24 protein-coding genes are annotated in these 22,443 nt (G+C 62.7%); 10 read left to right on the top strand and 14 right to left on the bottom strand.

All coding sequences use genetic code 11. The annotated features are described in order from the left end of the window. The first annotated feature begins 2 nt into the window (after positions 1-2). From flgD to flgL, 9 genes are all read left to right on the top strand, one after another. Positions 3-695: a flagellar hook assembly protein FlgD gene (gene flgD, locus HOP53_RS05975; RefSeq protein ID WP_234269166.1), complete on the top strand. Its 693-nt coding sequence runs from the start codon at positions 3-5 to the stop codon at positions 693-695. 74 nt (positions 696-769) lie between these two features. Next, positions 770-2,035 carry a flagellar hook protein FlgE gene (flgE, locus tag HOP53_RS05970; protein ID WP_234269165.1) on the top strand — a complete coding sequence of 422 codons (1,266 nt, stop codon included), beginning with the start codon at positions 770-772 and terminating at the stop codon, positions 2,033-2,035. A gap of 35 nt (positions 2,036-2,070) precedes the next feature. Continuing rightward, positions 2,071-2,826 carry a flagellar basal body rod protein FlgF gene (locus HOP53_RS05965; RefSeq protein ID WP_234269164.1) on the top strand — a complete coding sequence of 252 codons (756 nt, stop codon included), beginning with the start codon at positions 2,071-2,073 and terminating at the stop codon, positions 2,824-2,826. Positions 2,827-2,872: 46 nt separating this feature from the next. Next, complete coding sequence (flgG, locus tag HOP53_RS05960) at positions 2,873-3,655, top strand: flagellar basal-body rod protein FlgG (protein ID WP_234269163.1); 783 nt, start codon at positions 2,873-2,875, stop codon at positions 3,653-3,655. 100 nt (positions 3,656-3,755) lie between these two features. Beyond that, positions 3,756-4,421 (top strand): flagellar basal body L-ring protein FlgH, encoded by a 666-nt coding sequence (locus tag HOP53_RS05955; protein WP_422677603.1) that lies wholly within the window; start codon positions 3,756-3,758, stop codon positions 4,419-4,421. A 30-nt stretch (positions 4,422-4,451) separates the two neighbouring features. Further along, positions 4,452-5,576: a flagellar basal body P-ring protein FlgI gene (locus HOP53_RS05950; RefSeq protein ID WP_234254825.1), complete on the top strand. Its 1,125-nt coding sequence runs from the start codon at positions 4,452-4,454 to the stop codon at positions 5,574-5,576. Further along, positions 5,576-6,718 carry a flagellar assembly peptidoglycan hydrolase FlgJ gene (flgJ, locus tag HOP53_RS05945; protein WP_234269161.1) on the top strand — a complete coding sequence of 381 codons (1,143 nt, stop codon included), beginning with the start codon at positions 5,576-5,578 and terminating at the stop codon, positions 6,716-6,718. Before HOP53_RS05950 ends, flgJ begins: the two co-directional genes overlap by 1 nt. Before the next feature lie 61 nt (positions 6,719-6,779). After that, positions 6,780-8,726 carry a flagellar hook-associated protein FlgK gene (gene flgK / locus HOP53_RS05940; protein ID WP_234269160.1) on the top strand — a complete coding sequence of 649 codons (1,947 nt, stop codon included), beginning with the start codon at positions 6,780-6,782 and terminating at the stop codon, positions 8,724-8,726. A 20-nt stretch (positions 8,727-8,746) separates the two neighbouring features. Further along, positions 8,747-10,009 (top strand): flagellar hook-associated protein FlgL, encoded by a 1,263-nt coding sequence (gene flgL, locus HOP53_RS05935; protein WP_234269159.1) that lies wholly within the window; start codon positions 8,747-8,749, stop codon positions 10,007-10,009. A gap of 141 nt (positions 10,010-10,150) precedes the next feature. On the opposite strand, the gene fliR is transcribed toward flgL, so the two are convergent. From fliR to fliF, 13 genes are all read right to left on the bottom strand, one after another. Further along, on the bottom strand, positions 10,151-10,942 hold the full coding sequence (gene fliR / locus HOP53_RS05930; RefSeq protein ID WP_234269158.1) for a flagellar biosynthetic protein FliR: 792 nt from the start codon (positions 10,940-10,942) through the stop codon (positions 10,151-10,153). Positions 10,943-10,949: 7 nt separating this feature from the next. Then, the gene (gene fliQ / locus HOP53_RS05925; RefSeq protein WP_010628978.1) at positions 10,950-11,219 is read right to left on the bottom strand and encodes a flagellar biosynthesis protein FliQ; all 270 of its coding nucleotides are present in this window, start codon (positions 11,217-11,219) and stop codon (positions 10,950-10,952) included. A gap of 46 nt (positions 11,220-11,265) precedes the next feature. After that, positions 11,266-12,009 carry a flagellar type III secretion system pore protein FliP gene (gene fliP, locus HOP53_RS05920; protein WP_234269157.1) on the bottom strand — a complete coding sequence of 248 codons (744 nt, stop codon included), beginning with the start codon at positions 12,007-12,009 and terminating at the stop codon, positions 11,266-11,268. Beyond that, a complete protein-coding gene (gene fliO, locus HOP53_RS05915) occupies positions 12,006-12,443 on the bottom strand; it encodes a flagellar biosynthetic protein FliO (RefSeq protein WP_234269156.1) in 438 nt (145 codons plus the stop codon). Before fliO ends, fliP begins: the two co-directional genes overlap by 4 nt. After that, positions 12,440-13,012: a flagellar motor switch protein FliN gene (fliN, locus tag HOP53_RS05910; RefSeq protein WP_234269155.1), complete on the bottom strand. Its 573-nt coding sequence runs from the start codon at positions 13,010-13,012 to the stop codon at positions 12,440-12,442. The genes fliO and fliN overlap by 4 nt, the downstream gene beginning before the upstream one ends. Then, positions 13,005-14,051, bottom strand: coding sequence for a flagellar motor switch protein FliM (fliM, locus tag HOP53_RS05905; RefSeq protein ID WP_234269154.1), 1,047 nt, complete (start codon positions 14,049-14,051; stop codon positions 13,005-13,007). The genes fliN and fliM overlap by 8 nt, the downstream gene beginning before the upstream one ends. Positions 14,052-14,070: 19 nt before the next feature. Continuing rightward, a complete protein-coding gene (gene fliL / locus HOP53_RS05900; RefSeq protein WP_234269153.1) occupies positions 14,071-14,547 on the bottom strand; it encodes a flagellar basal body-associated protein FliL in 477 nt (158 codons plus the stop codon). A gap of 108 nt (positions 14,548-14,655) precedes the next feature. Continuing rightward, positions 14,656-15,912, bottom strand: coding sequence for a flagellar hook-length control protein FliK (locus HOP53_RS05895; RefSeq protein ID WP_234269152.1), 1,257 nt, complete (start codon positions 15,910-15,912; stop codon positions 14,656-14,658). Positions 15,913-15,929: 17 nt separating this feature from the next. Next, on the bottom strand, positions 15,930-16,385 hold the full coding sequence (fliJ, locus tag HOP53_RS05890; RefSeq protein ID WP_234269151.1) for a flagellar export protein FliJ: 456 nt from the start codon (positions 16,383-16,385) through the stop codon (positions 15,930-15,932). Continuing rightward, a complete protein-coding gene (gene fliI, locus HOP53_RS05885; RefSeq protein WP_234269150.1) occupies positions 16,382-17,779 on the bottom strand; it encodes a flagellar protein export ATPase FliI in 1,398 nt (465 codons plus the stop codon). Before fliI ends, fliJ begins: the two co-directional genes overlap by 4 nt. A gap of 10 nt (positions 17,780-17,789) precedes the next feature. Continuing rightward, positions 17,790-18,536, bottom strand: coding sequence for a flagellar assembly protein FliH (locus tag HOP53_RS05880; protein WP_234269149.1), 747 nt, complete (start codon positions 18,534-18,536; stop codon positions 17,790-17,792). After that, the gene (gene fliG, locus HOP53_RS05875; RefSeq protein ID WP_234269148.1) at positions 18,529-19,533 is read right to left on the bottom strand and encodes a flagellar motor switch protein FliG; all 1,005 of its coding nucleotides are present in this window, start codon (positions 19,531-19,533) and stop codon (positions 18,529-18,531) included. Before fliG ends, HOP53_RS05880 begins: the two co-directional genes overlap by 8 nt. Then, on the bottom strand, positions 19,526-21,259 hold the full coding sequence (fliF, locus tag HOP53_RS05870) for a flagellar basal-body MS-ring/collar protein FliF (protein ID WP_234269147.1): 1,734 nt from the start codon (positions 21,257-21,259) through the stop codon (positions 19,526-19,528). Before fliF ends, fliG begins: the two co-directional genes overlap by 8 nt. A 296-nt stretch (positions 21,260-21,555) precedes the next feature. On the opposite strand from fliF, the gene fliE reads away from it, so the two are divergent. Then, on the top strand, positions 21,556-21,885 hold the full coding sequence (gene fliE / locus HOP53_RS05865) for a flagellar hook-basal body complex protein FliE (RefSeq protein WP_234269146.1): 330 nt from the start codon (positions 21,556-21,558) through the stop codon (positions 21,883-21,885). Positions 21,886-21,951: 66 nt separating this feature from the next. Here fliE and HOP53_RS05860 read toward each other — a convergent pair whose 3' ends face one another. Next, entirely contained in the window at positions 21,952-22,317 is a 366-nt protein-coding gene (locus HOP53_RS05860; RefSeq protein WP_234269145.1) for a flagellar protein FlaG, read from the bottom strand. Positions 22,318-22,443: the final 126 nt, after the last annotated feature.

The following is a 22,443-nucleotide window of genomic DNA, read 5'->3' as shown; positions in this document are numbered from 1 at the left end:
CCATGTCGAACACCATCGATACCAACGTCGTCTCGCGCCTGAATCAGGGCGGCCCTGCCTCTCGCGATGCTAGCCAGTCGGCCGAGTTGCGCAACAACTTCATGACGCTACTGATCGCCCAGATGCAACATCAGGACCCGCTCAATCCCATGGACAACCATGAGATGACCACGCAGCTGGCCCAGATCAACACGGTCAGCGGCATCGAGGATCTGAACAAGACGCTGAAAGGTATCACCGAGCAGATGAACGCTGGCCAGATGCTGCAGGCCACGTCCCTGATCGGCCAGGGCGTGCTGGTGCCGGGTGACCGTCTGCTGCTCGAACATGGCGAGGAGGGTGAGCTGTACACCACCCCGTTCGGCCTCGAGCTGCCCCAGTCGGCCGACAACGTGCGCGTGGTGATCACCAGTGCCAGCGGCCAGGTGATCAACCGCTACGACATCGGGCCGGTCAAGGCGGGGGTGGAGTCATTTACCTGGGACGGCCGTACCAGTGAGGGCGAGGCCGCCGCGCCGGGTTCCTATCGTGTGCGCATCGAAGCCACCAGCGATGGCAAGGCGATCGATGCCAGCACGTTGAACTACGCCGTGGTCGGGGGGGTGACGCCGCCGGACAAGAACGGTGGTGTGAGGCTCGACCTGGGGGCCGTTTATGGCCAGGTCGGACTCGATCAGATCAAGCAGATTCTTTGATTCAGACATTCTTTGATTCAGACAATAGAACCGCGCATAGCGGCACATTCAGCCGGTAGGCAGAGGAACGAAACATGAGTTTTTCACAAGCACTGAGTGGCCTGAACTCCCAGTCGCAGAAACTGGGAGCCATCGGCAACAACATCGCCAACTCCCAGACCGTGGGCTTCAAGGGCTCCAGCGTCCAGTTCTCCGACGTCTTCGCCAATTCCAGAGTGGGTCTGGGTACGCGGGTTTCCGCCGTGCTGCAGAACTTCAATGAAGGCAACATCGAGTCCACCAACCGCAACCTGGACCTGGCGGTGGCCGGTAACGGCTTCTTCCGCTTCATGGATACCAGCGGCGAGGTGGTCTACTCGCGTAACGGTCAGCTGAACATGCAGTCCAACGGCAACCTGGTGAACGCTCAGGGCTTCCAGATCATGGGCTATGGCCTGAACGCAGCCGGTCAGGTGCAGGTGGGCGGCCAGCCGGTGCCGCTCAACGTTTCGGCTGAGGAGCTGGCGGCCAGTGCCACCACCCGTGTCGGTACTACCATCAACCTGGATGCGCGCAAGGTGCCGGGCTCCGACGACATGAGCACCGTCGAGGCGCGTGACGAGAATGGCGCCCCGGTGTCGATCGACTATCACTACTCGAACAACTTCACCGTCTACGACTCGCTGGGCAACCCGCGTAATATCACGGTGTATTACGAGAAGGTCGACTCCAATGAGTGGACCGCCAAGATGACGTTGGATGGGCAAGCATTGGGTGGGGTGACGCCTGATACCGCTACTACATTCACGTTGTCCTTCGATGCCAACGGTAAGCTGCAAAATGCTGGTAGTGTCGTCAATGGAGCGATTCCGGGCATTCAGTTCACCTCTGCCGAGTTCTTTAATGGAGAGCCTGAGAACCTTACTTTCGAGCTCAACCTCGCTGGCTCCACCCAGTTCGGTAATACCTCAACCGTGAGCAGCCTGACCCAGAACGGCTATACCTCCGGCACCCTGGTAGGCATCACCATCAACGAAGATGGTGTAATCATGCGCAACTACTCCAACGAGGAGTCGCGTCCCGCCGGTCAGATCGCTCTGGCTACCTTCCGTAATCCGGAGGGGTTGACGCCCGCCGGCGACAACGTGTGGCGTGCTTCCAACGAGTCGGGTCAGGAGCTGGTTGGTGCGCCGGGTACCGGCCTGCTGGGAGGCATCGTTTCCGGTGCCGTCGAGACCTCCAACGTCGACATGGCCCGTGAACTGGTCAACATGATCGTGGCGCAGCGGGCCTACCAGGCCAACTCGCAGACCATCAAGACCCAGGACGAGCTCCTGCAAACCGCCATCAATCTGCGCTAAGCGCTCTGATGCCGAGCGCCAAGGGAGCCTGAGTCGTGGATCGCATTCTCTATACCGCCATGAGCGGGGCCAAGCAGACCATGGATCAGCAGGCGGTGGTCAGCCACAACCTGGCCAACGTCTCGACCAGCGGTTTTCGCGCCCAGTTGCATGCCATGCGTGCAGTGCCGGTGCAGGGCGAAGCCGCGCTGCCGACCCGCGTGTCGGTAGCCGCCACTACCCCGGGAAGCGACTTCAGCCCGGGGCCGATTACCCATACCGGGCGTGAGCTGGACGTGGCGCTGGGAGCCAACTCCTGGCTTGCCGTGCAGGCGAACGACGGCACCGAGGCCTACACCCGCCGCGGCGATCTCCAGGTGGATGGCGACGGCCTGGTCACCATAGTGGGACGCCCGGTGATCGGCGAGGGCGGCCCCCTCATCGTGCCGCTGGGCTCGAGCGTCACCATCGGGGCCGACGGCACTTTGAGCGCCATCGGTGAGGGTGAAGGCCCCGAGGCCCTGGTCGACGTGGGCAGGCTCAAGCTGGTCACGCCGGAGCAGGCGCTGCAGCGGGGTGACGATGGCCTGTTTCGCATGCCAATCAACGCCGAGGGTGACGTGCCGGCACTCGAAGCCGACGACGAAGCTCGCCTTGCCAGCGGTGCGCTGGAAGGCAGCAACGTCAGTGCGGTCGAGGCCATGGTCGCCATGATCGACGTGGCCCGGCGCTACGAGATGCAGATGAAAGTCATCAGCACCGCCGATGAGAACGCCCAGCGGGCCAACAATTTGCTTTCCATCCAAGGCTGACGGCTCCCAGCGGAGCCGAGGCCCGTAGGGTCGAGGAAAAAGAATCATGATCAAGTCACTGTGGACGGCCAAGACCGGCCTGGAGTCCCAGCAGGTCAAGCTGGACGTCATCTCCAACAACCTGGCCAACGTCAGCACCAACGGCTTCAAGCGTTCGCGGGCGGTATTCGAAGATCTGCTGTATCAGAACCTGCGCCAGCCTGGTGCGCAGAACGATGTGCAGAACCGTCTGCCTTCGGGCATGCAGGTGGGTACCGGGGTGCGTCCGGTGGCCACCGAGCGTCTGCATACCCAAGGTGGGCTCGAGCAGACCGGTAACTCCCGCGACCTGGCGATCAACGGCAACGGCTTCTTCCAGGTGCTGATGCCGGATGGTTCCACCGCCTATACCCGCGATGGCAGCTTCCAGCTCAACGAGAACGGCCAGATGGTGACGGCCAACGGTTATCCGCTGGAGCCTGCCATCATCATTCCCGACAACGCTCTGTCAATCTCCATCGGCGAGGATGGCGTGGTTTCGGTGACTCAGCCGGGCGTGAGCCAGGCCCTCGAAGTGGGCCAGATCACGATTTCCACCTTCGTCAACGCCACTGGCCTCGAGAGCATGGGCGGCAACCTGTATCAGGAAACCACCGCCTCAGGACCGCGTAACGAGACCATGCCGGGAATGAACGGCGCCGGCCGGCTGTTCCAGGGTTATGTCGAGACCTCCAACGTCAACGTGGTGGAGGAGATGGTCAGCATGATCCAGACCCAGCGTGCCTACGAGATCAACAGCCGCGCGGTGCAGACCAGCGATGAAATGCTGGCGCGCCTGAGCCAGCTCTGATCGTGACAACGAAGCAACGTCCTGGTCCGCAGCGTTCGGCCGGAAGCGAGTGAGAATGAAAGATTCGGTTACCAACTCTGGTGTGACGGGGCGACTGGTCATGGCGATGGTCGCCATGGCCGTGCTGGCAATGGGTGGCTGCGCTCAGGTGCCGCGCGCCTCGGTAGTCGGCGAGCAGGAACAGATTTTTATTTCCGAGCCGCCACCGCGGGCAGCCAACGGCTCCATCTACCAGGCTCACCGTGGCTCCCAGCCGCTGTTCGAGGACCGGCGTCCGCGCATGGTCGGTGACATTCTGACCATCGTGCTGGACGAGCAGGTCAGCGCCAGCAAGAACTCGCAGTCCAACATGAATCGCAACGGTTCGGCGGGGCTCGATATCTCAGCGCTGCCCGATGTGCTGGAGCGACTGGCCGAGCAAGGCATCGACCTCTCGGGCAACATGTCAGGCAGCAGCGACTTCGCTGGGGGCGGTGGCTCCCAGGCCAGCAACAGCATGACCGGTACGATTACCGTGTCGGTGCTCGAGGTGATGCACAACGGCAATCTGCGAGTGCGCGGCGAGAAGCAGATCGCCATCAATCAGGGCGTGGAGTTCATCCGTTTCTCCGGCGTGGTCAATCCGCGCACTATCACCGGCCAGAACACCGTGCCTTCCACGTCCGTGGCCGACGCGCGAATCGAGTACGTGGGCAACGGCTATATCAGCGAAGCGCAACATATGGGTTGGCTGCAGCGCTTCTTCCTCAATATTTCGCCTTTCTGATCGGGCGAGGCGACCATGACCGACTTCATGATGACCAAGCCAAACCGTTTCGCTTCGGTGGCAAAGAAGCTCCTGCTGCTGACATGGCTTTGTCTGCTGGCGCTGCCGGCTCAGGCAGAACGTATCCGAGAAATCGCCAACTTCGCCGGCGTGCGCGACAACGTGCTGGTCGGCTATGGCCTGGTGGTTGGGCTCGACGGCACCGGCGACCAGACCATGCAGGCGCCCTTCACCGGGCAGAGCCTCACCAACATGCTGTCGCAGCTAGGCATCACCGTGCCGCCGGGCACCAACATGCAGCTGCGTAACGTGGCCGCGGTAATGGTAACCGCCGACCTACCGCCGTTCTCGCGTCCGGGGCAGCGGCTCGACATCAACGTGTCTTCGATCGGCAACGCCCGCAGCCTGCGTGGCGGGACGCTGCTGATGACGCCACTCAAGGGTGCCGACGGCGATACCTACGCGATCGCACAAGGCAACCTGCTGGTGGGTGGCGCCGGAGCCCAGGCGGGTGGCGCTCAGGTACAGGTCAATCAGCTAGCCGGCGGGCGTATCCCCGGTGGGGCCATGGTCGAGCGTGAAGTGCCGCTGGACCTCGGCGCCAACGCCGGTCTGCTCGAGCTCGAACTCAAGCAGGCGGATTTCGGCACCGCGCAGCGTGTGGTCAACGCCATCAACAACGAGTTCGGTCGCCCGGTGGCGGCGGCGCGTGATGGGCGAGTCATTGCCCTGGATGGCCCCACCAACCCCAACTCCCGGGTCAACTTCATGGCTCAGGTGGAGAACATCCGCGTCACGCCGATGGAGGCGCCGGCCAAGGTGATCTTCAACGCCCGTACCGGCTCGGTGGTGATGAACAGTGCCGTGACCCTGCGGCGTGCCGCCGTGGCCCATGGCAACCTGTCGATCGTCATCGATACCCGCTTCCTGGTCAGTCAGCCGGCACCGTTCGGTCAAGGTGAGACCGTGGTCGTACCCGACACCGAGATCGAGCTGCAGGAACAGGACGCCTATCTGCGCGTCGTAGAAGGGGCCGATCTGGTCGATGTGGTCAATGCTCTCAATGCCCTCGGGGCCACGCCCAGCGACCTCATGGCGATTCTCGAAGCGCTCAAGGCGTCAGGCTCGCTGCGTGCCGACCTGGAGATCATCTGATGAGCATCCAGGACATGGGCGGCCAGTTCGCCCTCGACGTGCAGGGGCTCGAACGGCTCAAGCACACCGCGAGAAATGACGAAGCGGCGGGTTTACGCGGTGCCGCACAGCAGTTCGAGGCGCTGTTTCTGCAGATGATGCTCAAGAGCATGCGTGACACCATCCCGTCGGGTGGGCTGCTCGACAGTCAGCAGACCGAGTTCTACCAGTCGATGATGGATCAGCAGTGGGCCCAGACCATGGCCGGCCGCGGCATAGGTCTGGCCGATCATCTCGTGGCACAGCTGGAAAGCCAACTGGGCATCGCGTCCCCCCGCTCCGGCGTGGCGGATCGTGAACTGAGTGAACTGATTGCCGGTATACCGCGCGGCACGCCTCGCGTCCTTCAGGATGCGCTGCAGCCTACGGCAGAGAGCGAAGAGCGCCTGAGCGAACGGGCCGCCACGAGTTCGCAGCATGAAGCGGACCCGGTCCCGATGCCGGTGAACTTCCTCGAAGAGCTGGAGACCGTACGCGGCGGCTTCATGGCGGCGCTGGATGCCAAGCTGCCGGCTTCCGCCCAGGCACCTGCACAGCCGGCAGGTAACCAGTCTGCGGCTAACCAGTCTACGGCGAGAGCGAGCGCCCGTTCCGCCTCGACAGGTCAGGGGCAGGAGCATGTGCAGCGTTTCATGGAGCGGCTGTCCGCTCCCGCCCAGGCCGCCAGCCGCAAGACTGGGGTGCCGGCCGAGCTGATTCTGGCCCAGGCGGCGCTGGAAACCGGCTGGGGACGCCACGAGATCGCCACGGCCGATGGACGCAACAGCTACAACCTGTTCGGCATCAAGGCGGGGAGCAGCTGGCAGGGTCGTACTACCGACATCGTGACCCATGAGTACATCAACGGTCAGCGTACCCGGGTCGTGGACACCTTCCGCGTCTACAACTCGTTCGAGGAAGCCTTCACCGATTACGCACGGTTGATCGGCAACAACCCGCGCTATGCAGCGGTAACCACGGCGGGTAGTGCCGAACAGGCCGCTCGTGCGCTGCAGGCGGGCGGCTATGCCACCGACCCGGCCTATGCCGACAAGCTGATCGCGGTGATGAGCAGCATGGGGCCGGTGCAGCAGCGGGATTCGCTGGTCTTTTTCAGCTACTGAACCCCTAAAGTTGTCCAGCTTCAGGCCGATATAAAGGGCATTGGCGAAAGGAAACGACACCATGAGCACCATTTTTTCCATCGGCCTGAGCGGACTGAATGCCGCCCAGAACGCGCTGAATACCACCAGCAACAACATCAGCAACGTCTACACGCCCGGCTACAATCGTGAACTGACGATTCTTGGCCAGAGTCGTGCCGATGCCGGTGTGCAGGTCAATGCCATCCAGCGCCAGTTCAATCAGTTCGTGGCCAACCAGCTCAATTCTTCGATCAGTGCTTCCAGTGCGCTGAAGACCTATGAGAGCCAGATCAGCCAGATCGACAACCTGTTGGCCGATCGCGATGCGGGCCTGGCGCCGCTGCTGCAGAACTTCTTCTCGTCTCTCGAGGATCTCGCCGGCGCGCCTTCCGATCCGTCGGCCCGCCAAGGACTGCTGGGCACGGCCAATACCTTGTCCGCCCAGTTCCGTGCCTTCGACAGCTACCTGCAGGACATGCAGGAAGGCGTCAATGGTCAGATCAAGGATGAAGTCACCCAGATCAACAACATGACCGAACAGCTGGCAACGCTGAATCGTGAGATTGCCCTGGCTCGGGCACGCAGCGGTGAGGCTCCTAACAGTCTGCTCAATCAGCGCGATCAGCTAGTTGCCGAACTCAGCGAGCGCATGGACATTCGCCTGGAGATCCAGGACGGCAAGAGCTACAACGTCAGCCTGCCGAACGGGCAGCCGCTGGTGTCGGGTACCAATCACTACCGCCTCGAGGCGATGGATGCACCCAACGACCCGCAGCGTACCGTGCTTGGCTACCGTGACTCCGGTGGCAGCTTGGTGGCGTTGTCCGAGAGCACCATCAAGGGAGGCACGTTAGGCGGTCTGATGACCTTCCGCGCCGAGACTCTGGACAAGACACAGAACCAGATCGGCCAGCTCGCCGTATCGCTGACGGTAGGTTTCAACGAGCAGCATCGCTTGGGCCAGGACCTCGACGGCAACCAGGGCGGTGACTTCTTCAGCATCGGACAGCCCCGAGCTTACTCCTTTCCGCGCAACACCAGCGATGCGGAAGTGACGGCGGCCAGCTTCGATGCGACCAATATCGACAAGCTGAGGGCTACTGATTATACGGTGCGCTTTGGCGAGCCGGGTGATCCGCCTCAGGTGATTCGCAAGGACAATGGCCAGGCGGTGCCTGCCGATGAAATCAGCTGGGAAGACAACGTTCTCAGCTTCGGTGGTATTACGCTGACCTTCAGCGGCCCGCCGGATTCTGGCGACCGCTATGAAGTGCAGCCGGTGCGCCGCGTAGCAGCGAATCTCGAAGCGGAGATTGCCGATCTGGACAAGATCGCCGCCGGCAGTTTCGTTTCCGCCACCAGTGACATGATCGCCGGCCAGGTGCGTGCCGAATCGGGAGCGCTCGGCGGGCTCGAGGCCGGTGAAAGATACGCGATCACGCTGGATAGCGCTGGGGCGTTGACCTTCGGCTCGGCAGTAGGCCAGGAAATGCCTGCTACCGTTCTGGTCGATGGCGAAGAGCGCACCGTGAACGCTGATGGAACGATCAGTGGCGACCCGCTGACTGCCGGAGCGACGCTGACGGTGGATGGGGTGAGCTTCAAGGTGAAGCTGCCCAGTGCCGCTCAGGGTGAGTTCACGCTGGATCTCAGCATCGCTGCTTCCGGCACCGGCGACAACCGCAATGCCCTGGCCCTGCAGAACCTGCAGAGCAAGTCACTGGTGGGGGGGCGAGCATCGCTTAACCAGGCATATGCGGGCATGGTCAGCGATGTGGGCAATCGTACCAATATCGTCAAGGTCAATCTCGATGCGCGTCAGGGCTTGACCGACCAGCTCAAGGCAGTTCAGCAGTCCGAGTCCGGCGTCAACCTGGACGAAGAAGCGGCCAATCTGATCCGATTCCAGCAGTTCTACATGGCCAACGCCCGGGTTATCGATACCGCCTCCACGGTGTTCGATACCATTCTTGGTTTGCGTAACTGATCCTCAGGGAGCCCAATACGATGCGTATCAGCACAGTGACCATGTTCGATCAGAGCGTGTCGGCCATGAACCGTCAGCAAGGCGACTTCCTCAAGGTCGGTCAGCAGATCGCCAGCGGCCGGCGGGTCGTCAACCCCTCCGACGACCCCCAGTCGGCAGCCCGGGCGGTCGGGGTCTCCCAGGCCAAGGCCGTGACTCAGCAATATGCAGATGCCCGCGTGTCGGCGCGCAACTCCCTGGCTCAGGGGGAGAGCGTGCTGAACAGCGTTGCCGATGCCATTACCAGTGCCAAGACGCTGCTGGTGCAGGCTTCAAGCGACACTCTGAGCGACTCCGACCGTCAGTCGGTGGCCTCTGAACTGCGTGGTATCTACGAGACACTGCTCGGTCAGGCCAACGCTACCGATGGCAACGGCCGCTACCTGTTTGGCGGTTACCAGGACTCGAGTTCGCCCTTCGTGCGTGGCGAAAATGGAATCACCTACGTGGGTGACAACCAGGCCCGCGCTCAGCGTATCGATGCCTCGCGTGAAATGCCCGTATCGGATAACGGAATCCGTATCTTCAACAGCGTGGCGAGCGGTGCGGGTTACCTGTCCGAGGCAGGCAGGTTGACCGCCGATGGCAGCATCGGAGCGCAAAACGAAGGTGATGTCACCTTCTCCGGCCCGCAGATCGTCAATAATTCAGATCCACATCACGGCCGCGCGTTTCGTGTCGATTTCGCCAATGATGGAGTCGACATTACGTTTACCGTCAGGATGCAGGACGATAACGGCGATTGGGTCGAAACGGTACCGCCGCTGAACGATGAGGCTTACGATCCGGCCGGACAGACCATCAGCGTTGGAGGGTTACGGCTTTCCTTGCAAGGAACGCCTGAAGATGGCGATGGGGTCCGCGTTGCCACTGCGAACGAGATGAACCACGACCTTTTCAAGACCATGGAAAAGGCGCTCGGCGTACTCGAGAATCCCGCCGCCACGCCAACGGAGAAAGCCGAGCTGCGCAATACGCTTCGCACCGCCATGCGCGAGCTCGATAACAGCCTCGACAACGTGCTGACGGTACGTGCCTCCATGGGTGCGCGCCTCAACGAACTGGACGTGGTCGATGCCGTCGGTGGCAACCGTATGATGAACTACGAGAAGACGCTCTCCGATCTGGTCGATCTGGATTATTCCAAGGCCATCGCCGAATACAGCCTGCGCCAGGTTGGGCTGCAGGCGGCTCAGAAGGCCTTCGTCGATGTGAAGAGCATGTCGCTGTTCAATTTCCTGTAGGAACTCAGGCAGGGACGCCAATCCATCGAGCCGTGGGTCACTACGGCTAAGCTTCCCTGCAGATCCCGTGATTAAATTATTCAAACCACGGGATCTCGTTTTGCCGCTCCGGCTTCTTGGCCGGGGCGGTTTTTTTTCGTTTCAGGTCAGCGGCGCCAAGGCCTCGATCAACGAATAGATGAATTGAATGCCGTTGCTGAACAGGCGCTGCAGAAAACGCGACATGTCGGTCATCAGTACCATCAGCAGAATAAGGCCAACGGTCAGTGAAGTGGGGAAGCCGATGTTGAATACCGTCAACTGCGGGGCGGAGCGGTTCAGAATGCCCATGGCCAGGTTGATGATCAGAAGGGAGCCTACCAGCGGCAGCGCCAGCGACATACCGGCGACGAAGATGGTGCCGCCGTAGCGCACCATCATCTCGAACGCGGCAGGATTGAATGCGCCGATACCGATGGGCAGGCCGTAAAAGCTCGCGACCAGTGCTTCCAGCACCATCAGATGGCCACCCAGCGCAAGGAACATCAGCAGGGCGACCATGAAAAAGATGCGCGACAGGATCATGGAGTTGGTACCGCTGCCGGCATCGAAGAAGGTGGCGAAGGCCAGGCCCATCTGCAGGCCGATGAACTCGCCGGCTGCCTGTACCACGGCAAAGACCACATGCATGACCAGGCCGATGGCGATGCCGATCAGCATCTGCTCCACCAAAATGCCGAAACCGGCCCAGGAGACGAGAGGCACGTCGGGCATGGGTGGCAGTACCGGGGCGATCACCAGCGTGATGAGAAATGCCAACCCGATCTTGGCCTGGTTGGGTACGCTGGAGTGTCCCCACAGCGGAGAAGCCTGGAAAAATGCCAGGATACGCACGAAGGGCCAGAGAAAGAGCACCAGCCAGGCGTGCAGTTGATCGAAGGTCACCTCGACCATGAGCAGCTCACATCAGCATGCTGGGGATGCTGGTAAAGAGGTTGCGGGTGAAGTCGACGATCAGCTTCAGCAGCCAGGGGCCGGCCAGCACCAGAACGGTGAACACGCCGAGAATCTTGGGAATGAACGAGAGGGTCATTTCGTTGATCTGGGTGGCAGCCTGAAACAGACTCACGGTAAGACCCGTGAGCAGGGCGGTGATCAGCAGCGGGCCGGCCAGGAACAGCGTGACACGCATGCCCTGGTAGGCGATGCCCATGACCATTTCCGGTGTCATCGTGACTCCTTGCCGGCGCGGCGCGTCCGGCCTCTCTTGACGGCGTTCATACGAAGAAGCTCTCGGCCAGCGATCCGATGATCAGCTGCCAGCCGTCCACCAGCACGAACAGCATCAGCTTGAACGGCAGCGAGATGGTGGCCGGCGGCACCATCATCATGCCTAGCGACATCAGGGTGCTGGCAACCACCAGGTCGATGATCAGGAACGGGATGAAGATGGTGAAGCCGATCTGAAACGCCGTCTTGAGCTCACTGGTGACGAAGGCCGGCACCAGAATACGCAGCGGCACGTCCTCCGGCCCCTGCATGGGACCGACTTCGGCCAGGCGTGCAAACAGCGCCAGGTCCGGTTCGCGAGTCTGAGCCAGCATGAATTCGCGGAACGGCTCCTGGGCAAGGAGCAGGAACTGCTCGAAATCGATTTCGTCGGCGGTCAGCGGCACCCAGGCGGTGTCGTATACCAACCCGATCACGGGTGACATGACGAAGAAAGTCAGGAACAGGGCCAGACCCAGCAATACCTGATTGGGTGGCGTGGCCTGGGTGCCCATGGCGGTGCGCAGCAGGCTGAGCACGATGATGATACGGGTGAAGCTGGTCATCATCAGCAGCGCCGCCGGCAGGAAGGCCAGCGAGGTGAGCAGAAGAAGCGTCTGCAGCTGAATCGACCACTGCTGGCCACCGTTGTCCAGGGGCTGGCTGATGATGCCGGGAATCTGCTGGGCATGGGCGCCGAGTGGCAGCAGGACAAGCAACAGGGCTGCTAAGAGGACCAGCGAGCGAATCATGATTCTCCCCGCCTGGAGCCACCCAGGCCGGCGTTCTGCTTCAAGGCGCGGGCAAAGCGAGCGGCGAAGCGTTCGTCTTCGGCTTGCTTGCCAGGCGTTTCGTCGGCGGGGCGAGAAGGTGCCTGCCGCTCGTGCAGCTTGTTGACCTGGCCGCCACCGACCCCGAGCACCAGCCAGGTGCCTTCAACCTCGACGATGACCACTCTTTCGCGAGCGCCCACGGCAGCACTGCCCACCACCCGCAGATGCCCGCCCGCCGCCCGCTGTTGAGGATTCCAGCGCTTCAGCAAGGCGGTGCAGATCAGGATGATGGCGATGACCAGCGCCAGGGCCGCGGCCGTCTTGCCGAGGGTAGCCATGCCCACCAGGGCATCGCCGCCCACAGCCAGCGCTTCGAGTCCTGTGCCGTTCTCGGGATTAGGCGTGTTGCTCATCGGTTGAGTTTTTGCACCCGCTCGGAGGGGGTGATGATCTCGGTGATGCGGATGCCGTACTTGTCGTCGACCACTACCACTTCGCCTTGAGCGATGAGGTAACCGTTGATCAGGATGTCCATCGGCTCGCCGGCCAGACCGTCGAGCTCGACGACGGAGCCCTGGGTCAGCTCGAGGAGCTGTTTGATGGTCAGCTTGGTACGGCCCAGCTCCACGGTCAGCTTGACCGGGATGTCCATGATCATTTCCAGGTCGCGGGGAGCCCCGCCTTCCTTGCCTCTGTCGAGCGGCCGGAACACCCGGTCTCCTGCGGACTGCGGGGCTGCTGCCGGCGCGGCGGCGACAGGCGCCTCGTCGGCAGACGACTCGAATGCCTCCTGTTCGGCCAGGGCTTCCGCCCACGGGTCGTCGTCAGCGCTGCCTGCGCTTTGCTCGGCTTCGGCCTGTTCGGCCATGGCTTCGGCCCAGGGGTCGTCGTCGCTGGCCGGCTCCTTATCCTCTTGCTCGGACATGGCGGCGGCCCAGTCGTCGTCGGAAACGTTCTGATCGGGTTTCTTGGGATCAGTCATGCTTGGATTCCTTGGCTTGAGGCGCTGCGCCCTTGATGAAGGCGTCCTTCGACACCGGGTTCTGTGCACCATGGTCGATGATGCGGATGACGCGCAGCGCGCGCTGTTCGTGCTGGCTGCCGTAGTCGCACTCCATTACCGGCACCCCATCCACGCTGGCGGTCACGGTCTCGGGAAGTTCGAGAGGCAGCACGTCGCCTACCTTCAGCGCCATGACATGGGCAATGCGGGTAGGGATGTCGGCAAAGTTGGCGATCACTTCCACTTCGGAACGGCGCAGCTCGCCGGCCATGCGCTTGGTCCAGGAGCCGTCCTGGTTGTGATGGCCATCGCTGAGCGGATTGGCCAGCAGATCGCGCAACGGCTCGACCATCGAGTAGGGGATGCAGATCTGGAAGCTGCTGGCGAGATTGCCCACCTCGATGTTGAAGTTCGTGTTCACCACGATCTCGTTGGGCGAGTTGGTGATGTTGGCGAACTTCGACTGCATCTCCGAGCGCAGGTAGCTGATCTGCAGCGGATAGACCGACTTCCACGACTCTTCATAGGCGTCGATGGCCAGATTCAGCAAGCGCTGGATGATGCGCTGCTCGGTATTGGTGAATTCCCGACCTTCCGACTTGGTCAGGAAGCGACCGTCACCGCCGAACAGGTTGTCGACCACCATGAACACCAGGTTCGGCGGGAACACGATCAATGCCGAGCCCCGCAGCGGCTTCATGCCAATGATGTTGATGTTGGTCGGCACCGGCACGTTACGCGAGAACTCGCTGTAGCTCAGGTAGCGCACCGAATCGACGGTGATATCGGCGCTGCGCCGCAGCAGGTTGAACAGCCCCATGCGGAAGTGCCGCGCAAAGCGCTCGTTGATGATGTCCAGCGCCTGCAGGCGCTCACGAATCACGCGGTGCTGGGTCGCCGGGTCGTAAGGACGTACGCGAGTCTCGCCGTCGTTTCGTGCAACGGGCTCGTCGTCGCCGCTGACGCCCTTGAGCAAGGCGTCGATCTCATCCTGTGACAGCAGATCGTCTTGGGACATGGTGGCAGGGGCACCCGGTTTATTGCACGATGAACTCGGTGAACAGCACGTCTCGGATATCCAGGGACGGCTGAGGCTGGGACAGCGGTTCGGAGAGCACGGCGATCACTTCCTCACCGAGACGGCGCTTGCCATCCGGAGTGGTCAGCTCGCTGGCCTGTTTGCCGGAGAACAGCATCAGCAGCCGGCTGCGAACCTGCGGCATGTGCTCGGTGAGAATCTCGCGTGTCTCGTTGTTGCCGACCTTCAGCGAGATGCCGGTATAGAGCAACCGCGAGCCAAAATTGTCGTCGGCGAGATTGACCGTGAAGGGGTCGATCTTGACGAAGATCGGTGTCTGACGCTGCAGTTGCTGCGTCTGCGCGTTGCCGCCTTCGCTGCCGTCACGCTCGCTCATGACCATGTAGATGGCCGCTCCCGCTGCTGCCATGGAGAGCAGTACCAGTAGCACCATCAACCACAGGAGCTTGGAGGAGCCACCCGTCGATTTTGCCATTGCCTTGCCTTTCGTGTGTTATCCAGCTGTTGGAGAGATTATGCCAAGCTGCGCGGCCTGCGATGACAGGAACAAGCCGCGCGAAAGGGCTTATCTTGGCTTTTTGTCTCAGGCGTAGAGATTCACCCGACCGTCCATCGACAGGGTGGCGGCCGTACTCGTTGCGGCTTCGTCGGCAGCGGCCAGAGCGGCCTCTTCCTCGCCTGAAGCCGAACCGCCCTGGCCCTGCTGGCCATTTTGATTGGCGAAAGCTTGTGCATCCTGGCGACGCTGCTCGCCTACCGAGGTCTCCCCCAGAGTGATGCCTTGCTCGGCCAGTGCTTCACGCAGTTGCGGAATGGCCTGCTCCAGCACCTGGCGAACCTGTGCATGTGATGCCAGGAACTGCGCCTGGGCGCCCTGCTCGGTCATCTTCAGCGTTACCGAGAGCGGGCCAAGTTCCGCCGGGTTCAGGCGCATCTCGACCTGCTGCTCGCCGCCGACGCGGGCAAACTGCACCAGCTGCTGACCCAACTGGGTGGGCCAGTTGGGGCTCTGCAGCGGGGCGGTGAGAGTGGCCTGGGTGGGTAGTGCGGGTTGCGCAGCAGCCTGGGCCTGGCCTGTCGGGGCGCTAACGGACTGTGCCATGTGGGTGGCTTCCGGCACGAAGCCGGCGCGGGGTGCGTCCGGTGTCATCGCACGGAGTTCGCCGCCGTCCTGTGCCGTTCTGGCGAAGGTGGTGGTGAACTCGGTTGCCGCGTTGGCGGCGCGCAACGGGGCTTCGTCGGCATTGACGGCGAGGCCCCGTTCGACGGCCATGGTTGCCTGGGGCAGGGCAGTGGCCTGAGCAGTTTGGCCCTGGCCAGCGGCTGCCTGTCCGGCAGTAGTGAGTGAGGCGGTGTCGCCGTGCACCATACGCATTTCACCGGTGCTGCTCGGGGCTGCCACGGCAGCGGCCGCGAGGGTGGCAGTTTGTTCGGTCTGATCGGCAGCTTTGACGTCACTGGCGATCTTCAGCTCGGCATCGGTCTGTGGCATTGAAGCCTGCACGCCGACGGCATCCTGCTCCTGAACGAAGCTACCGTCGATCAGAGCCAGACGTGCCATGATCTCGTCGAGCTGGGCGTTGGCGTCGGAGTGACCCTGCTCGCCAAGCGGATGATCGATGTTCGTATTCAGGGCCTGCAGCAGTGCCTGCTGTGCGGCCATGGTTTCCGGCAAGCCGTGCGCGGAAGCGGACAGCGCCGCCGGCAGGGAGCTCCCCCCGACTTGGTAGCCATTGCTTGCCTTGTTCAGCGCCAGTGCGAAGTGCTCCGGTGCCACGCCGGCTTCATGTTTGCCGGGAAGCTGATTCGGCAGGGCGGACAGAATCATCTGAATGTTCATGGTCTTCTCCTTACCGCTCACGAGGTGTGACCGGCGCGCTGGCGTAGTAGCCGTCCGGCTGCCATTTCATCACTGATACGTTGATCGCGACGCGCCTCCTGGCGCAGTCGCTCGGCATCGCGCCGCGATACCAGGGTATCGAAGGCCGAGAGCCGCTTCTGCTCCTGCTGCCAATGCTGCTGGCTCTGCTCTACCCGCTGCTGCTGGGCGTCCAGCGCTTGCCTGGCGCGCAGCAGGGCGGCATCCAGGGATGCCAGGAACTGCTGATAGTTATGCATGCTGGCCGGGTCGATGCCTTCGTGCATGGCCTGTTGCAGGCGCTCTGCGTATTCGAGCCGGTAACGATTGAGCGACTCCAGCTGGGCGGCGACCTGACGCTCGCTCTGACGCTCGCCTGCCAGTAGCTGCCCAGCCTGATCGCGAGCGTCACGGGCAAGATCGCTCAGCATGGCGAGTTGTGACGATGCACTCATTGTCTGACTCCTAGGGTTTCAGCCAGAACCTGTTTGGAGGCCTCGATCGAGGCGTTCTCGTTCATGCTTTGCTGGAGGAAATGCTCCAGCTGTGGATAGCGCTGCACCGCTTCGTCCAGTTGGGGGTCATGCCCCGGGCTGTAAGCGCCGACGCTGATCAGATCGCGATTGCGCTGGTAGCGCGAGAACAGGCGCTTGAACGCCTGAGTCATGCTCAACTGGCGATCGTCGATGATGTGTGTCATCACCCGGCTGATCGAAGCCTCGATGTCGATGGCGGGGTAGTGACCGGCCTCCGCCAGGGTGCGCGACAGCACGATATGGCCGTCGAGGATGGCACGCGCCGAGTCGGCAATCGGGTCCTGCTGATCGTCGCCTTCGGTGAGAACGGTATAGAAGGCGGTGATCGAGCCGCGGCCGCGCTCGGCGTTGCCGGCGCGCTCCACCAGGCTGGGTATCTTGGCGAACACCGAGGGTGGATAGCCCTTGGTGGCGGGCGGCTCGCCGATGGCCAGGGCGATCTCGCGCTGGGCCATGGCGTAGCGGGTCAGCGAATCCATGATCAGCAGTACGTTCTTGCCCTGGTCGCGAAAACCCTCCGCCAGCCGCGTGGCGTAGGCCGCGCCCTGCAGACGCTGCAGCGGTGAGGTATCAGCCGGCGCTGCCACCACCACAGCGCGTCGGCGCCCCTCGGGGCCGAGAATGTTGTCGATGAAGTCCTGAACCTCGCGGCCACGCTCGCCGATCAGACCGACCACGATGATCTCGGCGCCGGTATAGCGGGCCATCATGCCGAGCAATACCGATTTGCCGACACCGGAGCCGGCGAACAACCCCATGCGCTGACCGCGACCGACGCTGAGCAGGGCATTGATGGCACGAATGCCGACGTCGATCTGCTCATCGATGGGAGCGCGCTTCAGCGGGTTGAGCGGTGGGGTAGAGAGCGGGGCACGGGGGGCTTCATCCAGCGGGCCGAGGCCGTCCAGCGGTTCGCCGTTGCCATCGACCACACGGCCGAGCAGGGATTCTCCCAGCGGGAAGCGGCGTGCCGCATGATCAGGGCCGTCGCCCAGCGGGAAGACTCGCGCGCCGGGCATCAGGCCGGCGATTTCCGTGAGCGGCATCAGCAGCAGGCGCTCGCCGTTGAAACCGACCACCTCGGCCTCGGCGAAGCGTGGCGGCTCGTTGCCACCGGGGGAGGGCAGCTCGATGCGGCAGGCGTTGCCCAGCGCCACGCGCAGCCCAACGGCTTCGATCACCATGCCGGTGGCGCGCAGCACCCGGCCGCTGGTGCGATAGCCGGGCACCGTTTCCACCCGCGTACGCACGTGCCGCAGCGTCTGCTGCCAGCGTGCTTGATGCGCATTGGTGGTCACTGCCGCTTCGCTCATTGCGCCGTCTCTACTCTTCGTTGTCGCTGTTGTCGTCGGTGGGTGTCACGCGCCGACGTCTGACCTGGGATTTCACCGCCTGCCAACGGGTCTCCCAGGTGGCATCCAGCTCACCGTTGGCACTGGTGACCCGACAGCCACCGCGGGTGAGCTGGGTATCGGGCTGCAGTTTCCAGCCGGCCGCGGCCAGCTCGGCGCCCAGGTGCTCCTCGACCAGCTTGTGATCTTGCGGGTGCAGCCACAGCCGCTGTTGCCCCACCAGCGGCGGCTCCGTATGCAGTAATGCCGTGATCAGTTCCAGCACCTGACGCGGGCGCGCCTTGAGCGCTTCGCCGGCGAGCTGGCGGCCAGTGGCGAGAGCCAGCTCCACCAGGTCGTTGGCAACCTCCTCATCCAGCTGCTCGAGCGCCTCGCTGAACTGCTCAGCCAATGGCTTCAGCGGCGACACGGTGTCACGTACCCGCTCTGCGAGCTCTTCCTTGGCCACCAGGCGACCCTCATCCAGGCCTTGGGCATGCCCCGCCTGACGCCCCTCCTCGAAGCCGGCGCGATAGCCCTCCTCGCGGGCTTCCTGCATCACTTTCTCGCGTAGCGCCTTCAGTTCCGCCTGGCGTTGAAAGGCCTCGCGGCGGCGGGCTTCCACGGCCGGGTCCAGTGCCTGCCGGGCGTTTTCTTCCGGGCGCTCGGCATGCAGTTCGTCCATCTGCCAGCGCCGCCAGGGCGCGTGGCGTTCCGAGCCGGTCGCCCGCTCAGACATAGGTGTCGTCTCCACCGCTCAACACGATCTCGCCGGAGTCGGCCAGGCGACGTACCACCTGCAGAACGGCCTTCTGCTCGGCTTCCACCTGCGAGACGCGAATCGGCCCGCGGGCCTCCATGTCCTCGCGCATGAGATCGGCGGCACGGCGCGACATGTTGCGCAGGAACTTCTCCATGAGCCCTTCGGGGGCGCCCTTGAGTGCCACTACCAGTGAGTTGGTGTCGATCTCCTTGAGCACCAGTTGGATGCTGCGGTCGTCGAGATCCATGAGGTTCTCGAACAGGAACATTTCGTCGATGATCTTTTGTGCCAGATCCTCGCTGTGGGCGCGCACCGTCTCGATGGCGGTCTCTTCCAGCGAAGAGTTCATCAGGTTGAGGATCTCGGCCGCCGTCCTCACACCGCCCATCTTGCTGCGCTTGAGGTTCTGGCCGTCGAGCATACCCGAGAGCACCTCGGTCAGCTCCTGCAGGGCGGCTGGCTGCACGCCGCTGAAGGTGGCGATACGCAACACCACGTCGTTACGCAGCTTGTCGTCGAACAGCTCGAGGATATCGGCCGCCTGATGACGCTCCAGATGTACCAGGATGGTGGCAATGATCTGCGGGTGTTCGTCGCGGATCAGCTCGGCCACCATCGAGGCTTCCATCAGATTCAGGGAATCGATACCGCTGCTGGAGCCGGAGGACTCCAGGATGTCCTCGATGATGCTGGTGGCGCGCTCGCTGCCCAGTGCCTTGGTCAACACCGAACGAATGTGATCGCTGGAGTTGAGGTTCAGGGCGATGAACTCTTCGGTCTCGCGGTGGAACTCCAGCATCACCTGCTGCATGTCTTCATGGGAGACCTGCCCCATCTCCGCCATTTCCATGCTCAACTGCTGGATTTCCTTGGGCGAGAGGAACTTGAACACCTCAGCCGCGCTGTCCTCGTCGAGGGCCAGCATCAGGATGGCGCTGCGGCGAGTGCCGCTCATCGCTTTGGCACTACTCATGCTTGCTCATCCAACTGCGTACGATCATGGCGATCATGCGGGGATCCTCCTGGGCGAGCTCACGCAGCTCGGACAGATGGTCTTCATAGGCCGACGAGCGACGCTTGCGCTTCGGCTTCTGGTACGGCCGCAGTTCGTCCTCGCCTTCGGCTGATTGCAGTTCGCCCTCGGCCGGCTCAGTGTCGTCGCCCACGCGTACCTGCAGGCCGGTGCCCGGGGCGCTGACGAGCATGGGCTGCTCGGTATGACGCTTGATCAGCGGACGCAGGACCAGCAGGTAACCGAGAAGTATGCCCAGTGCCACCAGCAGATAACGGCCGATGGTCAGAGCCAGTGAATGCACCTCGGGCGACTGCCACCACTCGAACTCTTCGGTTTCCGCCACGTCGCGGCTGAAGGGGCTGTTGACCACTTCGATTTCGTCGCCACGCGCCGGGGAGAAACCGATGGCCTGACGCACCAGGCGCTCGATCTGAGCGATCTGGGCCTCACTCAGCGGCACACGCTGCCATTCACCGTCTTCGTTCCGCTCTTCGCGGTAGTCCACGACTACGGCGGCGGTAAGACGTGTCACCGCGCCCTGACGGTGCTGAATGTGCTGGATGTTGCGGTCGACCTCGAAGTTGACCACGTCATCCTGGCGCAGGTTGTTCAATGCCTGCAGGCTTTGCTGTGCCTCTTCGGTGAGCTCACCGTCTTCGTCGGTGGGCAGGTCGATGGGCGAAGGGGCCACGCCGGGCGGCGTGTTGCTTAGCGCACCGGGGATTCCCAGTGCCATGCCGTCGCCGCCGTTGTAGGTAAGGCTCGACTGTCGGCTGCGTATCGCGGCTTCGTTGGGCGGCTGGTTGGGGCCGAAGCGCTCGGAAGTCTCTTCGCGTCGGGAGAAATCGATCTGGGCAGCGACCTGGGCGCTGATGCTCTCGCGGCCGAGGATCGGCGCCAGGATGTTCTCGATGCGCTGCTGGAAGGAGCGCTCCACCTCGGCAATGTAGTCGAGCTGGGTGGCATCGAGGCCGCGTCCTTGGGAGCTGGTTTGCGAAAGCAGGCGCCCGCTCTGATCGACCACGGTGACGTTCTCTGCGGTCAGATCGGGAACGCTGCTGGATACCATGTGGACGATGGCGCTGACCTGGCCGTCGCCCATGACTCGGCCCGGCTCCAGAGTGACGATGATGGATGCCTTGGCGGGTTCACGGTCGCGCACGAAGACCGAGGAGCGTGCCATGGCCAGGTGCACGCGGGCGCGCGACACCGGGCCCAGGGATTCGATCGAGCGCGACAGCTCGCCCTCGAGACCGCGTTGGAAATTGACCTGCTCGGCAAACTGGCTGACGCCGAAGGCCTGGTTGTCCATCAATTCGAAGCCGACGTTGCCACCGCGAGGCAGCCCCTGTTCGGCCAGCTGCAGGCGCAGGCTGTGTACGGCATCGCCGGGCACCAGCAGTGCAGTGCCGCCTTCGCTGAAGCGAAACGGCACGCCGCGGCTTTCCAGCTCGCTGATGATACGTCCGCCGTCGGCCTCGGTAAGGTTGCTGTAGAGGACGCGATACTCAGGTGCACGCGCCCACATCAGCAGCGCGACCACGATAGCAATCATCGCGGCGCCGCCGATCAGGAGGGCGATCAAGGGGTTGCCTCGCAGCTGTTGCTGGAGTCGCTCGACCATTGCGGCAGAGCCGCTGGCTGAGGGATCCTGACGCTCCTGCGTCGTGGCGCCGTTACTCATGCTTGCCCCCGCATAGGCACGCGTTTGGCGACTGCATGAGGCGCGCGCTGGGCTGCGTGAAGTGTGTTACTGGAAGATGGCATCGACTGCATCCGTTCACCGCGTTCTGGCTGCCCACAGGGGGCGCAACTGTGATGAACGCTATTATGCGAGCCGCCATCCACTCCAAAGGCGGGAAAAGCCCCTTTTTTACCTTCCAATTGGTCGTTTGGTAAGCGCCGCAAGCTGATAGTCTTGCTCTACATTCCGGTAGGACCGCATGAGCCTGCCAATCAATACGAGATGAGGTGCGGAACATGACTACACCTGCCATCCAGTCGGCGCTGGCGCAAATGCAGGTCATGGCGGCCCAGGCCGGCGGGCCGGTTGCCAAGGGTCAGCAGGTTTCCACTCAGGTGGGGCAGGGCGGCTTCGCCAGCGAGCTGCAGGCTTCGATTCAGCGTATCAATCGCTTGCAGCAGACTTCCGCCGCCAAGTCCATGGCCTTTCAGGCCGGCGATCCCAACGTCGAGCTCAATGACGTCATGGTCGACATGCAGAAGGCCAGCGTGGCCTTCCAGATGGGCCTGCAGGTTCGTAATCGTCTGGTTACCGCCTATCGTGACGTCATGAACATGCAGGTCTGAGGCTGGAAAGCCCTTTTGCTAGCCGCTTATTTCAGCGCTCGAGAATCATCGAGGCTGCCATTCAGATCAGGCTTTCAGGCTGATCAGGTTTCCCTTGAGTTCGTCAAGGCGATCGGCGATGGCCAAGACCTCTTCTGAAGGGATCTGGCGCAGCACGTCTCCTGACTCGCGGTCCACGATGCGGGTAATGACACGTGACGTATCGTTGAGCTCGAATTCCACACCGTATTGGCGCAACACTTCGTTGATGCGCTGGACTGGCTCCACCAGGTCGGCCTGGCTGGGCGCCATTGCGTGGCTCTCGGCCTGGGCCAGCATGGAGCCGGCGCTGGGCAAGGAGGCCAGAACGCTCTCCTTGCGCTGACGTGGTGTCAGGTCGTGCAGTGCTGACGTGCTCAAAGCGTTGGTGGCGTCGGTCAGTGGCGAAGACATTGACTGTTTTCCTTTTGTATATGTCCTGCTGATGCTGGCACCCAGCATCTCCCCCAAGGCCGTTCATAGACAGCCTCTCCCACAGGTTATATCGGCCGAAGAAAAGCCGTCTTTAGGGCAGATTGT

It is taken from the genome of Billgrantia ethanolica, assembly GCF_021404305.1.
Classification (GTDB): domain Bacteria; phylum Pseudomonadota; class Gammaproteobacteria; order Pseudomonadales; family Halomonadaceae; genus Halomonas; species Halomonas ethanolica.
The sequence above is the reverse complement of the archived record's forward strand: the minus strand, read 5'-3'. Positions and strand labels throughout refer to the sequence as shown.